Source organism: Onishia taeanensis (assembly GCF_900100755.1).
Classification (GTDB): Bacteria; Pseudomonadota; Gammaproteobacteria; order Pseudomonadales; family Halomonadaceae; genus Onishia; species Onishia taeanensis.
Window position 1 is genome coordinate 98,141 of record NZ_FNCI01000011.1, and the last position, 15,315, is coordinate 113,455.

Consider the following 15,315-nt stretch of genomic DNA (forward strand, 5'->3'; position numbering starts at 1 on the left):
AGCGATCCGCGTCAAGGCCGGCGCCAAATGGCACCGGCCTTGCGCTGGCTCTGGCTAGATCTCGTCGTCATCCGCGTCGAGGGCGGTGAGCTGAGCGCCCAGCTCCTGCTCGACGTCCTGGGCCGACGGTTGGAGCACGCGCTCGGCGTCTTCGCGACGACGGCGACGCTCCGCATGGTGGGTCAAGCCAGTACCGGCCGGGATCAGACGTCCCACCACCACGTTTTCCTTCAGGCCGCGCAGGTAATCGCGCTTGCCAGTCACTGCCGCTTCGGTCAGCACCCGCGTGGTCTCCTGGAAGGAGGCCGCGGAGATGAACGACTCGGTGGCGAGGCTCGCCTTGGTGATACCCAGCAGCAGGCGGTCGTACTTGGCCGGGAACTTGCCTTCCTGTTCCAGGCGCGCGTTCTGTTCGATCACGCGCACCACTTCGACCTGATCACCGGTGATGAAGTCGGAGTCACCGGCATCGGTGATTTCGACCTTGCGCAGCATCTGACGCACGATCACTTCGATGTGCTTGTCGTTGATGCCCACGCCCTGGAGGCGATAGACCTCTTGCACCTCGGCGGTGATGTACTTGGCCAACTCGCTGACACCCAGCAGACGCAGGATATCGTGCGGGTTGCTCGGGCCATCGGAGATGACCTCGCCCTTCTCGACCGTCTCGCCTTCGAATACCGCGATCTGACGCCATTTCGGGATCAGCATCTCGAACGGATCGCCATCGGTCGGGGTGATCGTCAGACGACGCTTGCCCTTGGTCTCCTTGCCGAAGCTGAGCACGCCGCTGATCTCGGCGAGAATCGCCGATTCCTTGGGCTTACGCGCCTCGAACAGGTCGGCCACGCGGGGCAGACCACCGGTGATGTCCTTGTTACCGGTCGCTTCGACCGGAATACGGGCGACGACTTCACCAACCCCCACTTCGGCACCGTTCTCGATCGAGACGATGGCCTTGCCGGGCAACAGATACTGCACCGGCGTGTTGGAGCCCGGCAGCGAAATGTGCTGGCCGGCGGCGTCGGCGAGCATGATCATCGGGCGCTTGTCACGACCGGAGGCCGGACGTGCTGCGGACTCGATCACCTCGATGGAGGACAGGCCGGTCATCTCATCCACGCTGCGGTGGATGGAGACCCCCTCATCCATGTCGATGTACTGGGCCTTACCTTCGACCTCAGCCACGATCGGATGGGTGTGCGGGTCCCACTTGGCGACGGTCTGACCACCGTCGACCAGTTCGCCGTCCTTGACCGACAGCTCGGCGCCGTAGGGCAGCTTGTAGTACTCGCGCTCACGGCCGTGGTCGTCGGCGACGGCCAGGGCACTGGAGCGAGAGACCACCACCAGCTTGCCGTCGGCACGTTCCACGGACTTGATGTTGTGCAGGCGCACCTTGCCGCCATGCTTGACCTGAACACTGTCGACGGCCGAGGCACGAGAGGCCGCACCGCCGATGTGGAAGGTACGCATGGTCAGCTGGGTACCCGGCTCACCGATCGACTGTGCGGCGATGACGCCGACCGCTTCACCGGTGTTGACCTGATGGCCACGCGCCAGGTCACGGCCATAGCAGGCCGAGCAGACGCCATGCGGCGTGTCGCAGGTGATGGTCGAGCGCACCACGATCTCGTCGACGCCCATGGTGTCGAGCTCGGCACACCAGGCTTCGTCGAGCAGGGTGTCACGCGGAATCAGCACTTCGTCGGTGGCCGGGTCGACCACGTCCTGAGCGACCACACGGCCCAGCACACGCTGTGCCAGGGAGACGATGATGTCGCCACCTTCGATGACCGGGTGCAGCGTCAGACCGTTCTCGGTGCCGCAATCAGGTTCGGTGATCACCAGATCCTGTGCCACGTCGACCAGGCGACGGGTCAGGTAACCGGAGTTGGCCGTCTTGAGGGCCGTATCCGCCAGACCCTTACGGGCACCGTGAGTGGAGATGAAGTACTGGAGTACGTTCAGACCTTCACGGAAGTTGGCGGTGATCGGCGTCTCGATGATCGAGCCATCCGGCTTGGCCATCAGGCCACGCATACCCGCCAGCTGACGGATCTGGGCGGCACTACCACGGGCACCGGAGTCGGCCATGATGAAGACGCTGTTGAAGGAGTCCTGTTCGACTTCTTCACCGTCGCGGTTGACCACGCTCTCCTTGGAGATGCCGGTCATCATCGCCTTGGCGACCTTGTCGTTGGCCTTGGACCAGATATCGATGACCTTGTTGTACTTCTCGCCCGCGGTCACGAGACCGGAGGAGAACTGGTCCTCGATTTCCTTCACTTCGTCCTCGGCAGCATCGACGATGCCCTTCTTGGCATCGGGGATGACAAAGTCGTTGACGCCGATCGAGGCGCCGGACCAAGTGGCCAGACGGAAGCCGGTGTACATCAGCTGGTCGGCGAAGACCACGGCGTCCTTGAGGCCGGTGCGGCGGTAGACCTCGTTGATCAGCCCGGAGATCGCCTTCTTCTTCATCGGCTGGTCGACCAGCTCGAAGGGCGCGCCCTTGGGCAGGATGCGGAACAGCATCGCACGACCCACGGTGGTGTCGTAGAGCGAAGTGCGCTCGACGAGCTCACCGCCCTCTTCCTCCGGCAGGAATTCAGTCAGACGAACCTTGACCCGAGCATGCATGGACACGCTCTGGGTGCCGAAGGCGCGCTCGACTTCCTTGAGATCAGAGAAGATCATGCCTTCGCCCTTGGCGTTGATCTTCTCGCGGGTCATGTAATACAGACCCAGCACCACGTCCTGTGACGGCACGATGATCGGATCACCGTTGGCCGGCGACAGCACGTTGTTGGTGGCCATCATCAGCGCACGGGCTTCGAGCTGGGCTTCCAGGGTCAGCGGTACGTGGACCGCCATCTGGTCACCGTCGAAGTCGGCGTTGTAGGCGGCACAGACCAGCGGGTGCAGCTGAATCGCCTTGCCTTCGATCAGCAGCGGCTCGAAGGCCTGGATGCCCAGACGGTGCAGGGTCGGTGCACGGTTGAGCAGTACCGGGTGCTCGCGGATGACGTCGGCGAGGATATCCCACACCTCCGGCAGCTCGCGCTCGACCATCTTCTTGGCGGCCTTGATGGTGGACGCCTGGCCGCTGGACTGCAGCTTGGAGTAGATGAACGGCTTGAACAGTTCGAGCGCCATCTTCTTCGGCAGGCCGCACTGGTGCAGACGCAGGGTCGGACCCACGGTGATCACGGAACGACCGGAGTAGTCGACGCGCTTACCCAGCAGGTTCTGACGGAAACGCCCCTGCTTGCCCTTGATCATGTCGGCCAGCGACTTCAGCGGACGCTTGTTGGAACCGGTGATGGCGCGACCGCGACGACCGTTGTCGAGCAGTGCGTCCACGGACTCCTGCAGCATGCGCTTCTCGTTGCGCACGATGATGTCCGGCGCATTGAGGTCGAGCAGACGCTTGAGGCGGTTGTTGCGGTTGATCACGCGACGGTACAGATCGTTGAGATCCGAGGTCGCGAAGCGACCGCCGTCCAGCGGCACCAGCGGACGCAGGTCCGGCGGCAGCACCGGCAGCACTTCCATGACCATCCAGGCCGGCGCATTGCCCGACTTGGAGAAGGCCTCGAGCAGCTTGAGGCGCTTGGATAGCTTCTTGATCTTGGTCTCGGAGTTGGTCTGCGGAATCTCTTCGCGCAGATGATTGATCTCCTCGTCCAGGTCGATGTCCTTGAGCAGCGCCTGCACGGCTTCGGCACCCATGCGGGCATCGAAGTCGTCGCCGAACTCCTCGAGGGCCTCGAAGTACTGCTCGTCGTTGAGCAGCTGGCCACGCTCGAGGGTGGTCATGCCCGGGTCGACGACCACGAAGCTCTCGAAATAGAGCACGCGCTCGATGTCACGCAGGGTCATGTCCAGGAACATGCCGATGCGGGACGGCAGCGATTTCAGGAACCAGATGTGCGCAACCGGGCTGGCCAGTTCGATATGGCCCATGCGCTCGCGACGAACCGCGGCCTTGGTGACCTCGACGCCGCACTTCTCGCAGATGATGCCGCGGTGCTTCATGCGCTTGTACTTGCCGCACAGGCACTCGTAATCCTTCACCGGGCCAAAGATCTTGGCGCAGAACAGGCCGTCACGCTCCGGCTTGAAGGTACGGTAGTTGATGGTCTCGGGCTTCTTTACCTCGCCGTAAGACCAGGAGCGGATCAGGTCCGGTGACGCGAGCGTGATTCTGATCGCGTCGAACTCTTCGGACTGTGCCTGCGACTTGAGAACTTTAACCAAATCTTTCATAGGTCGGCTCCGTTGCGGAGTTGTCATAGGCGGGGGCGGCGTGCTGCCCGCCCCCGCGGACCATCTTTCTCGAGCACTGTCGTGAGTACTGTCGCCAGTACTGACTCAAGTCCCGGGTGCTTAGCCTTCCAGCTCGATGTCGATGCCCAGCGAGCGGATTTCCTTCACCAGTACGTTGAAGGATTCCGGCATGCCCGCCTGCATGGTGTGGTCGCCATCCACGATGCTCTTGTACATCTTGGTACGACCTTCCACGTCATCGGACTTGACCGTGAGCATCTCCTGGAGGGTATAGGCTGCACCGTAGGCTTCCAGGGCCCAGACCTCCATCTCACCGAAGCGCTGACCACCGAACTGCGCCTTGCCGCCCAGCGGTTGCTGGGTGACCAACGAGTACGAGCCCGTGGAGCGCGCGTGCATCTTGTCGTCGACCAGGTGGTTGAGCTTGAGCATGTACATGTAGCCCACCGTGACCGGGCGGTCGAAGGACTCGCCGGTACGCCCATCGTAGAGCGTCATCTGACCGGAATCCGGCAGGTCGGCAAGGCTCAGCAGATGCTTGATCTCATGCTCCTTGGCGCCGTCGAAGACCGGCGTGGCCATCGGCACACCGCCCTGGAGGTTCTTCGCCAGCGCGATCACCTCGTCGTCGGACAGGGAGCTGATGTCCTCGAGGCGCGAGCCCTCGGTGTTGTAGACCTTGCCGAGGAAGTCACGCAGCTGGACGACCTGCTGTTCGCGGGCCTCGCGCAGCATGTGCTCGATCTTGACGCCAAGACCACGCGCGGCCATGCCCAGGTGGGTCTCGAGGATCTGACCGACGTTCATACGCGACGGTACGCCCAGCGGGTTCAGAACCACGTCGACCGGCTCACCGCCGCCGTCGAAGGGCATGTCCTCGATCGGCATGATCGCGGAGATAACACCCTTGTTACCGTGACGACCGGCCATCTTGTCGCCCGGCTGAATGCGACGCTTGACCGCCATGTAGACCTTGACGATCTTCAGCACGCCAGGCGCCAGATCGTCGCCCTGGGTCAGCTTGCGTTTCTTGTCTTCGAAGCGCTCGTCCATCTCCTTGCGACGGTTTTCGAGCTGCTCATCGGCCTGAGCCAGCAGTTCGTTGAGCGACTCGTCCTGCATGCGCAGCTTGAACCACTGCTGACGCGGCAGCTCTTCGAGGTACTCCTCGGAGAGGACATCGTCCTTCTTGAGCTTGGGACCACCGTTGACCGGCTGACCGGACAGGGTGCGCTTCAGGCGTTCGAAGGTCGCGTCTTCGGCGATGCGGTAGGTCTCTTGGAGATCCTTGCGCACCTCATCGAGCTGCATCTGCTCGATGGACAGCGCGCGGGAGTCCTTCTCGACGCCGTCGCGGGTGAAGACCTGAACGTCGATGACCGTGCCCTTCATGCCGGTCGGGGCACGCAGGGAGGTATCCTTAACGTCGGAGGCCTTCTCACCGAAGATGGCACGTAGCAGCTTCTCTTCCGGCGTCAGCTGGGTCTCGCCCTTCGGCGTGACCTTACCGACCAGAATGTCGCCCGGGCCGACCTCGGCACCGATATACACCACGCCGGCTTCGTCGAGCTTGGACAGCGCCGACTCACCCACGTTGGGGATATCCGAGGTGATTTCCTCGGCGCCCAGCTTGGTGTCGCGAGACACACAGGTCAGTTCCTGGATGTGGATGGTGGTGAAGCGGTCTTCCTGCACCACGCGCTCCGAGAACAGGATGGAGTCCTCGAAGTTGTAGCCGTTCCAGGGCATGAAGGCGATGCGCATGTTCTGGCCCAGCGCCAGGTCGCCCATGTCGACGGACGGGCCGTCGGCGAGTATATCGTCCTTCGATACCCGGTCACCCGGGCGCACGATCGGACGCTGGTTCATGCAGGTGTTCTGGTTCGAGCGGGTGTACTTGGTGAGGTTGTAGATATCCACACCGGCTTCACCGCCGATGATCTCGTCCTCATTGACCCGCACCACGACGCGACGGGCATCGACCGAGTCGATCACGCCACCACGACGGGCCACCGCGCAGACACCGGAGTCACGGGCGACGAATCGCTCCATGCCCGTACCTACCAGCGGCTTGTCGGCGCGCAGGGTCGGCACCGCCTGACGCTGCATGTTCGCACCCATCAGGGCGCGGTTGGCGTCATCGTGCTCGAGGAACGGAATCAGGGCCGCTGCCACGGACACCACCTGGCGCGGAGACACGTCCATCATGGTGACCTTGTCCGGCGCCATGAAGGTGGTCTCGCCGCGGTGACGCACCTGAACCAGGTCATCGACCAGATGGCCGTTCTCGTCAACCGTGGCCGAGGCCTGGGCGATAACGAAGTTGCCTTCTTCGATGGCCGACAGCTGCACCACTTCATCGGTGATCTGACCGTCCACGACCTTGCGGTACGGCGTCTCGAGGAAACCGTAGCTGTTGGTGTGGCTGTAGGTCGCCAGCGAGTTGATCAGACCGATGTTCGGGCCTTCCGGCGTTTCGATCGGGCACAGGCGACCATAGTGAGTCGCGTGTACGTCACGCACCTCGAAGCCGGCGCGCTCACGGGTCAGACCGCCCGGACCGAGCGCCGAGACACGACGCTTGTGGGTGACCTCGGACAGCGGGTTGTTCTGGTCCATGAACTGGGACAGCTGGCTCGAACCGAAGAACTCCTTCACCGCCGCCGCGACCGGCTTGGCGTTGATCAGGTCCTGCGGCATCAGGCCTTCGCTCTCGGCCATGGACAGACGTTCCTTGACCGCACGCTCGACGCGCACCAGGCCAACGCGGAACTGGTTCTCTGCCATCTCGCCGACACAGCGGATACGGCGGTTACCCAGGTGGTCGATATCATCGACGTCGCCGAAGCCGTTGCGGATCGCAATCAGCTCCTTGAGCACATCGAGGATGTCGCCATTGTCGAGGACGCCGGAACCGGTATCACCGTCACGACGCAGACGACGGTTGAACTTCATCCGACCCACGCCCGACAGGTCGTAGCGGTCTTCGGTGAAGAACAGGTTGTGGAACAGCGTCTCGGCGGCTTCCTTGGTGGGCGGCTCGCCGGGGCGCATCATGCGGTAGATCTCGACCAATGCCTCGAGCTGGCTGCGAGTGCTATCCAGCTTCAGGGTGTCGGAGATGAACGGACCGCAGTCGAGGTCGTTGGTATAGAGCGTTTCGAGGGTAGTGATGCCGGCGGTGGCCAGCTTCTCGAGCAGCTCCGGCGTGATCTCGGAGTTGCACTCGCAGATCAGCTCGCCGGTCTTTGGATCGACTTGATCCTTGGCCAGCGTCTTGCCGTACAGGTACTCCATCGGCACTTCGAGACGCTCGAGGCCCGACTTTTCCATCTGACGGATGTGCTTCTGGGTGATACGACGACCTTCTTCGACGATCACACTGCCATCGGCATCCTTGATGTCGAAGGTCGCGGTTTCGCCGCGCAGGCGCGACGGCACCAGATCCACCGAGAAACCGCTCTTCTCGATGTGGAAGGTGCTGGTCTCGAAGAAGTTATCGAGGATCTCCTCGGCGCTCATGCCCAGCGCGCGCAGCAACACGGACGCCGGCAGTTTGCGGCGACGGTCGATACGCACGAAGACGTTGTCCTTGGGGTCGAACTCGAAGTCGAGCCAGGACCCGCGGTAGGGGATAACCCGCGCAGAGTACAGCAGCTTGCCTGAGGAGTGGCTCTTGCCCTTGTCATGGTCGAAGAACACACCCGGCGAGCGATGCAGCTGGGAGACGATGACACGCTCGGTACCGTTGACCACGAAGGTACCGTTCTCGGTCATCAGGGGGATTTCCCCCATGTAGACTTCCTGCTCCTTGATATCCTTGATCGCTTTGTTGGACGACTCGCGATCGTAGATGATCAGACGTACCTTGACGCGCAGCGGTGCCGAATAGGTGACCCCGCGCAGCTGACATTCCTTGACGTCGAAGGCCGGCGTGCCGAAACGATAGCTGACATACTCGAGAGCAGCGTTGCCCGAGAAGCTCTCGATCGGGAATACGGACTTGAAGGCGGCGTGCAGGCCGAGCTCGAGCCGCTCTTCCGGCGAGCGATCCTGCTGGAGGAAGTCGTAGTAGGAATCAAGCTGGATGGCCAGCAGGTAAGGCACATCCATCACTTGGGGCAGTTTGCCGAAATCCTTGCGGATGCGTTTTTTCTCAGTGTATGAGTAAGCCATCTGTATTCCCCAGCTTGTTCACCATGGGTGACCGATGCGTGTCGGCGCCACCTGACGGGATGGGTCCCGTCAGGCGCTGACGGCAAGCCCCCTCTTGGAAGCTCGCCGTCGGAATTCGGCTAGCGGCGTCGCATGAAAGCGGGCAGCTAGTAACAACAGAAAAAGGCCGGTAGCGGGAAGCCCGCCACCAGCCGTGGAAGCTTACGCAGCGCGTGAAGCCATGGGCACAAGGATTACTTGAGCTCCACGCTCGCGCCGGCTTCTTCCAGCTTCTTCTTCGCTTCTTCAGCGTCGTCCTTGGACATCGCTTCCTTGATGGTCGCCGGAGCGCCGTCGACGGCACCTTTGGCTTCCTTCAGGCCGAGACCAGTGATCTCGCGGACGGCCTTGATGACGTTGACTTTCTTGTCGCCAGCGCCGGTCAGCACCAGGTCAAATTCAGTCTGCTCTTCTTCAGCAGCGGCTTCACCGCCACCCGGGCCGGCGACGACGGCTGCAGCCGCGCTCACGCCGAACTTCTCTTCCATTGCAGAGATCAGCTCAGCCACTTCCATGACGGACATGTCGGCGACGGCGTTGATGATGTCTTCTTGGGTAAGTGCCATGTTCAATTTCCTAGACTTTGCGGAGCCTCGGCCAGGAGACCAAGTGCTCATGATTCAATGGTCGGTTCAGGCTACTCGGAGAAGCGCGCCAATCAGGCAGCGGCCGCTTCTTCCTTCTGGTCGCGCAGTGCCGCGAGAGTACGAACCAGCTTGCCGGCAGAAGCTTCCTTCATGACGGACATCAGCTTGGCGAGCGCTTCTTCGCGTGTCGGCAGCGTGGCCAGACGGTCAAGATCGGAAGCCGGGATGAACTCGCCTTCGTATGCCAGCGCCTTGACTTCGAAGTCCTTCTCACTCTTGGCGAACTCCTTGAACAGACGGGCAGCAGCGCCCGGGTGCTCGTAGGAGAAGGCCAACAGCGTCGGACCTGAGAAAGTCTCATCCAGAATCTCCCAGGGAGTTCCGGACAGAGCGCGGCGCGCCAGAGTGTTGCGAACAACACGGATCTGCACGCCATTCTCGCGTGCCTGCTTGCGCAGGCTGGTCATGGCACTAACGTCCACGCCACGAGAATCAGCAACTACGACGGAGAGAGCGTCCTTAGCGGCCTCACTGACCTCGGCAACAATTGCCTTCTTGCCTTCGAGAGCTAGTGGCACAGTGATCACTCCTTCGTGCCGGAACCGAGAGACTCACGCCTCACAGTTCCGGGGGTTACCATCTCTTCTCACCTAATGGTGAGAAGGCTTGGGTGATGGTGCACACCAGTGACTGGCGGCCACACCATCTGCGCAGGCTTCCCCTGAGGGAGATTAAGCCGTGTCTCGCATGCAAGACACGGCACCTGCGGTCTTTGACGGCGCCCCGGACTCCATGAGGAAGGCCGAGGACCGCAAAGTATCTTTGGCTACATCGATCACGCGTAAGCGGAATGATCGACGGTCAGACCCGGGCCCATGGTGGTGGACAGGGTCAGTTTCTTGAAATACACACCCTTGGAGGTGCTGGGCTTGAGGCGCTTGAGGTCTGCGACCAGCGCTTCAAGGTTGCCGCGGATATCGTCAGCAGCGAAATCCACTTTACCCAGGGTGGTATGAATGATGCCGTTCTTGTCGGTACGGAAACGCACCTGACCAGCTTTGGCGTTCTTGACCGCGGTGGCGACGTCCGGCGTCACGGTGCCGACCTTCGGGTTCGGCATCAGGCCACGCGGGCCGAGAATCTGACCCAGCTGACCGACGACGCGCATGGCGTCCGGCGAGGCGATGACCACGTCAAAGTCGAGCTGGCCTTTCTTGACCTGCTCGGCCAGGTCGTCCATGCCAACGATGTCGGCACCGGCTTCCTTGGCAGCATCAACGTTGGCGCCCTGGGTAAAGACGGCTACGCGCACGTCTTTGCCAGTGCCGTTGGGCATGACGGTAGCACCGCGCACAACCTGGTCGGATTTACGCGGGTCAACGCCCAGATTGATGGCGACGTCGAGAGATTCTTTGAACTTGACGGTGGACAGCTCGCTGAGCAGAGCCACGGCTTCATCCAGGGTGTAGACCTTGGACGCGTCAACCTGCTCTTTGATCTTCAGAGCGCGCTTGGACAGTTTAGCCATGATCAGAGACCCTCCACGTTGAGGCCCATGCTACGGGCGCTACCGGCAATGGTACGCACCGCGGCGTCAAGATCAGCAGCCGTCAGATCCGGCTCCTTGGTCTTGGCGATCTCTTCGAGCTGGTCGCGAGTCACGGTGCCGACCTTCTTCTTGTTCGGCTCACCAGAGCCGGACTTGATGCCAGCAGCCTTCTTCAGCAGGACGGCCGCGGGCGGCGTCTTGGTGATGAAGGTGAAGCTGCGGTCGGAATAGACGGTGATGACGACCGGCGTCGGTAGGCCCGGCTCGATATCCTGGGTCTCAGCGTTGAACGCCTTGCAGAACTCCATGATATTGACGCCGTGCTGACCCAGCGCGGGGCCCACGGGAGGACTCGGGTTAGCTTTACCAGCTGCAACCTGCAGCTTGATGTAAGCCTGTACTTTCTTGGCCATGATAAGACTCCAATTGGGTGCTAGCGCCTTTCGGCTCCCCGGTTGAATGACCGCCTTGGCGGCCTGACTACTTCTGACTGGCGTTTGATCATACTCAGCTGATCACGCCTCCAAATCGAGATTCAGTCCTTCTCGACCTGGGAAAACTCAAGCTCGACAGGAGTCGCACGACCAAAGATCAGCACGCTGACCTGGACGCGACTCTTGTCGTAGTTGACCTCTTCCACCACACCATTGAAGTCGGCGAAGGGGCCATCGATGACACGCACAGATTGACCCGGCTCGAAGACGGTCTTCGGCCGCGGCTTGTCGGTGCCGTCCTGGACGCGACGCAGAATGGCATCGGCTTCTTTCTGACTGATCGGGGCAGGCTTTTCTTTCGTACCACCGATAAAACCGAGAACGCGGGGCGTCTCGTTGACCAGATGCCAAGTTGCGTCGTCCATCTCCATCTCGACCAACACATAGCCGGGATAGAACTTGCGCTCACTCTTGCGGCGCTTGCCGTCGCGCATCTCGACCACTTCTTCGGTCGGCACCAGAATCTCGCCGAAGCGATCTTCCATGCCATACATCTTCACGCGCTCGATGAGCGAGCGCATGACATGCTTTTCGAAGCTGGAGTAGGCATGCACGACATACCAACGCTTGGACATGGAATCTCCTAACCAATGACGCCGGACATCGCCCAGCCAAGAAGGGTATCAATCAGCCACAGCATCAGACCTACCACCAGCACAGCCACCATCACGATCGCAGTGGTCTGAATGGTTTCTTGGCGGGTCGGCCAGACGACGCGCTGAATTTCCTTGCGCGCACTGCGGGCCAGCTCCAGGAGATTGCGCCCCTTGGTGGTGGTGATAGCCACACCGGCGGCAAGCGCACACAGCACCACGACGCCCAATACACGGTAGAGCAGCGCTTGATCGGCGAAATAGGAGTTACCGACAACGGCAACGACTACCAGAGAGACGACAACCGCCCACCTGAGCCCGTCGTGGCGCGACTCCTGCACCTCGGCGTTTTGTTTCATGCGAACGAGACTCCTCAGGGTGCAGCAATCGAAACATGAAAGTATAAGGGATATTACCAGTCTGGGGAAGACTGGCAGGCCAGGAGGGAATCGAACCCCCAACCTGCGGTTTTGGAGACCGCTGCTCTGCCAATTGAGCTACTGGCCTGTATCTGTGCTTCCACTGGAAACCCTTTGCAGGCATCCCGTAACAGCGGGCGCTATCATAGCGAAAGCCCCTCTGCCTGACAACCCCCGAAAACCACCGGGAGCAAAAAGAAAAGGCGAGCTTGCGGCTCGCCTTTTCTAATATGGAGCTCGTGGGCGGATTTGAACCGCCGACCTCACCCTTACCAAGGGTGTGCTCTACCCCTGAGCTACACGAGCGAAACACTTACAGCAAAAACTGGAGCGGGCAGCGGGGATCGAACCCGCATCATCAGCTTGGAAGGCTGAGGTTCTACCATTGAACTATGCCCGCCTGCCCGGCTCTTACTACCGAATCGACTGAAGGCGGTTCGGCAAAATCTGGTGGAGGGGGAAGGATTCGAACCTTCGAAGCTTTCGCGGCAGATTTACAGTCTGCTCCCTTTGGCCACTCGGGAACCCCTCCGAATCACGCGGTAAATTCTACCGCTTTTCGCAACAATGTCAAGCGCTTATCTTACTTTATCCGAACCGCGGCTCGAACACGCTTGCCCTGCGAACGCGCTGCATTCTGTCAAAGCAGCATGGAGAATGCAAGGCTTGCACGTATTTTTTCCAGCGACACGGGGGCAGGGATCTGCGGTGCACCCGACAGCCGCCCTGCTCGCTCGGCGGCCGTCTGCGGGAAGCACGCCTCCAGCCCGCCATAGACCATATCGGGCCACAGGGCATGTGGCACCCGGATGCCGCGCGACACCACCCGCGCATCGCCACCGGTCAGTAGCAGGGGGAGCGCCACGCCCTCGCGGTCACAGACTTCGCCATAGATACGGTTCACGGCACTGACCGCCGCCATATAGATGCCATGATTGACCGCTTCCACCGTATTGCGCCCGGGTGCCAGCAGCTCATCGGCTTCGCTATCGGGGTCAATCGCCACGTTCCGCGTGCCAAGCTTCAAGCTCTCCTTCATCAGGCGCAGACCCGGCAAGATATAGCCGCCCAGGTGGCGCCCTCCGGGAAGCACGAAATCGATGGTGATCGCACTCCCGCAGTCGACCGTGCAACAGGCTCCCGCCAGCTGGTAGCTCGCCAGCGCGCCCAGCCACCGGTCCACGCCGAGCCGGCCGGGCTCGTCGTAGCCATTGACAACGCCAAGCGACTCTCGCACCGGTCGCGCCACGTGCACCAAGCCGACCTCATGGCGCAGCAGCTCGACGGTCTCCTGCAGCACCTTCTGGCGAGCGACGCTTGAGATGCGCACCGCGCTCACCACATCGAGGTCAGGAATATCCGAGCCTGGCCGCCATTCCTCACGCGTCCACACCGCACCACGCGAACGGATCTCGCTGCTCGCGACGTCCTTGAGGCGCCACTTCGACAGAGTGTTGCCGATATCCAGGTCCAGAATCATGAATGACCACGCACGCTGATTTCGCCACTCGCCAGTGACTGACGCTCTCCATCCAGCCATACCACCAGGTTACCGGCGGCATCGACCCCCTCGGCTATCGCTTCCTGACGTCGCGGCCCCTGGATGATATCGATGGCCTGGCCTGCGTGGGCGTGACGTCGGTTCCAGCCGTCACGCCAGCCAGCGAAACCTTCGCGCTCGAAACGCGGCAACAGCTTCAACAGGGCATCGATGATATCGGCGGCCAGCCGGTTACGCGTGACGCCGGGCGCTTGATCATGGACCGACGCCACGGGCTGATCGATGGCCTCTCGAACGGCCTCAGGAAGGCTGACATTGAGGCCCAGCCCGATTACCACCTCGCAGGGCCCCGATAGGTCACCGCTGACCTCGAGCAGGATGCCGGCGAGCTTGCGGGAAGGCCCTTTGCCGAGCACCAGAACGTCATTGGGCCACTTGAGCGCCACCTCGACGCCATGGCGCTCGAGTACATCGGCCAGCGCCACGCCAACCGCCAGGCTCAGCCCCTCCAGCGATGCGGCGCCGGACTCGAATCGCCAGCCCAGCGATAGCAGCAGCCCACGCCCCCAGGGACTGGACCAGCCACGACCACGGCGACCACGCCCCTCGCTTTGTGACTCACTCAGGCACACCTCGCCGTGCCCCGCCCCCTGCTCGAAGCGCTCGCGCAGATAGCGGTTGGTCGAGGGGAGACTCTCCTCTATGAACAGCCGCGCCATCTCCTGGCGACTGTCACGGGATAGCTCGGCGATGATCGCCGGCCCATCCAGCAGCTCTACCGGGTTCGCCAAGCGGTAACCCAGCCCCTTGACCGCCTCCAGAGGGATATCCATAGCCTCGAGCTTCTTGAGCTGCTTCCACACCGCAGTACGGGATACGCCCAGACGCTCACCCAACTGCTCGCCCGAGTGAAAGTCACCGTCACTCAACAAGCGAATCAGTTCACCGATGGTCATGCGCACCTTCCCGCCGCAAAAACCGCCATTCTAGCGGATGCCGGCAGCCCCCGGAAATCATCGCGACCAAAGTTGCGCCCTGCCTGATATTGGTACACGACGCCACAGGTAAATACCCAGCGCCGACACCGCCCTACCCAAGGCAAGATTGAGACATCAGTTTCGCGCCCAAGGCCTGGCCCAGGGCCTAATCCGCGCCTAAACACCTCCAGCGATCGTTCCAGCCATTTTTAGGACCACTGACAGGGGTATCGATGGCAAGACCCCATGAAAGCTGCACGCCCTAATGCCAGGTGGCTGACACAAAAAACCCCGGGCGCGGATGCGTCTGGGGTAAGAAGAAGAGGATAGAGGCGCCCGTATCGGGCGCGCCTTTCAAGCGCCCAGACACGAAAAAACCCCGACCTGTAAAGGACCGGGGTTTTCTCTGAATAAGTGCCTGACGATGACCTACTCTCGCATGGAGAAGCTCCACACTACCATCGGCGCTAAGCGGTTTCACTTCCGAGTTCGGCATGGGATCGGGTGGTTCACGCTCGCTATGGTCGTCAGGCGAAACGGGTGATGAGTCGCCGTGGCGGCCCATCGCAATAAGAATCATGCTGACGTGATGCGTCTCGCGTATCCGTCAATTGTGCGCGTCATGCGCAGACCCCTTGGGGTTATATGGTCAAGCCTCACGGGCCATTAGTACACGTTAGCTCAACG

At 61.6% G+C, this 15,315-nt stretch carries 10 protein-coding genes, 4 tRNA genes and 1 rRNA gene; all 15 read right to left on the bottom strand.

Annotated elements, in window-relative coordinates; genetic code table 11:
- Window positions 1–54: 54 nt before the first annotated feature.
- Window positions 55–4,272, bottom strand: coding sequence for a DNA-directed RNA polymerase subunit beta' (rpoC, locus tag BLR71_RS13165; protein ID WP_092527256.1), 4,218 nt, complete (start codon window positions 4,270–4,272; stop codon window positions 55–57).
- A gap of 120 nt (window positions 4,273–4,392) precedes the next feature.
- A complete protein-coding gene (rpoB, locus tag BLR71_RS13170; protein WP_092527259.1) occupies window positions 4,393–8,469 on the bottom strand; it encodes a DNA-directed RNA polymerase subunit beta in 4,077 nt (1,358 codons plus the stop codon).
- A 233-nt stretch (window positions 8,470–8,702) separates the two neighbouring features.
- Window positions 8,703–9,074, bottom strand: coding sequence for a 50S ribosomal protein L7/L12 (gene rplL / locus BLR71_RS13175; protein WP_092527262.1), 372 nt, complete (start codon window positions 9,072–9,074; stop codon window positions 8,703–8,705).
- Between the two features lie 92 nt (window positions 9,075–9,166).
- Window positions 9,167–9,673, bottom strand: a complete 507-nt coding sequence (gene rplJ, locus BLR71_RS13180; protein ID WP_092527264.1) for a 50S ribosomal protein L10 — start codon at window positions 9,671–9,673, stop codon at window positions 9,167–9,169.
- Window positions 9,674–9,930: 257 nt separating this feature from the next.
- Window positions 9,931–10,623: a 50S ribosomal protein L1 gene (gene rplA, locus BLR71_RS13185; RefSeq protein ID WP_092527266.1), complete on the bottom strand. Its 693-nt coding sequence runs from the start codon at window positions 10,621–10,623 to the stop codon at window positions 9,931–9,933.
- 2 nt (window positions 10,624–10,625) lie between these two features.
- Window positions 10,626–11,057, bottom strand: a complete 432-nt coding sequence (gene rplK / locus BLR71_RS13190; protein WP_092527269.1) for a 50S ribosomal protein L11 — start codon at window positions 11,055–11,057, stop codon at window positions 10,626–10,628.
- Window positions 11,058–11,179: 122 nt separating this feature from the next.
- Entirely contained in the window at window positions 11,180–11,713 is a 534-nt protein-coding gene (gene nusG / locus BLR71_RS13195; RefSeq protein ID WP_092527272.1) for a transcription termination/antitermination protein NusG, read from the bottom strand.
- Window positions 11,714–11,721: 8 nt separating this feature from the next.
- Complete coding sequence (gene secE / locus BLR71_RS13200; protein WP_092527274.1) at window positions 11,722–12,090, bottom strand: preprotein translocase subunit SecE; 369 nt, start codon at window positions 12,088–12,090, stop codon at window positions 11,722–11,724.
- A gap of 72 nt (window positions 12,091–12,162) precedes the next feature.
- Window positions 12,163–12,238: transfer RNA gene (locus tag BLR71_RS13205), tRNA-Trp, on the bottom strand.
- Between the two features lie 143 nt (window positions 12,239–12,381).
- Window positions 12,382–12,456, bottom strand: a tRNA-Thr gene (locus tag BLR71_RS13210).
- Between the two features lie 20 nt (window positions 12,457–12,476).
- Window positions 12,477–12,550, bottom strand: a tRNA-Gly gene (locus BLR71_RS13215).
- Between the two features lie 48 nt (window positions 12,551–12,598).
- Window positions 12,599–12,682: transfer RNA gene (locus BLR71_RS13220), tRNA-Tyr, on the bottom strand.
- A gap of 108 nt (window positions 12,683–12,790) precedes the next feature.
- On the bottom strand, window positions 12,791–13,630 hold the full coding sequence (locus tag BLR71_RS13225; protein ID WP_092527276.1) for a type III pantothenate kinase: 840 nt from the start codon (window positions 13,628–13,630) through the stop codon (window positions 12,791–12,793).
- Entirely contained in the window at window positions 13,627–14,607 is a 981-nt protein-coding gene (locus BLR71_RS13230) for a biotin--[acetyl-CoA-carboxylase] ligase (protein WP_092527278.1), read from the bottom strand. Before BLR71_RS13230 ends, BLR71_RS13225 begins: the two co-directional genes overlap by 4 nt.
- 437 nt (window positions 14,608–15,044) lie before the next feature.
- Window positions 15,045–15,160, bottom strand: a 5S ribosomal RNA gene (gene rrf / locus BLR71_RS13235).
- Window positions 15,161–15,315 lie beyond the last annotated feature (155 nt).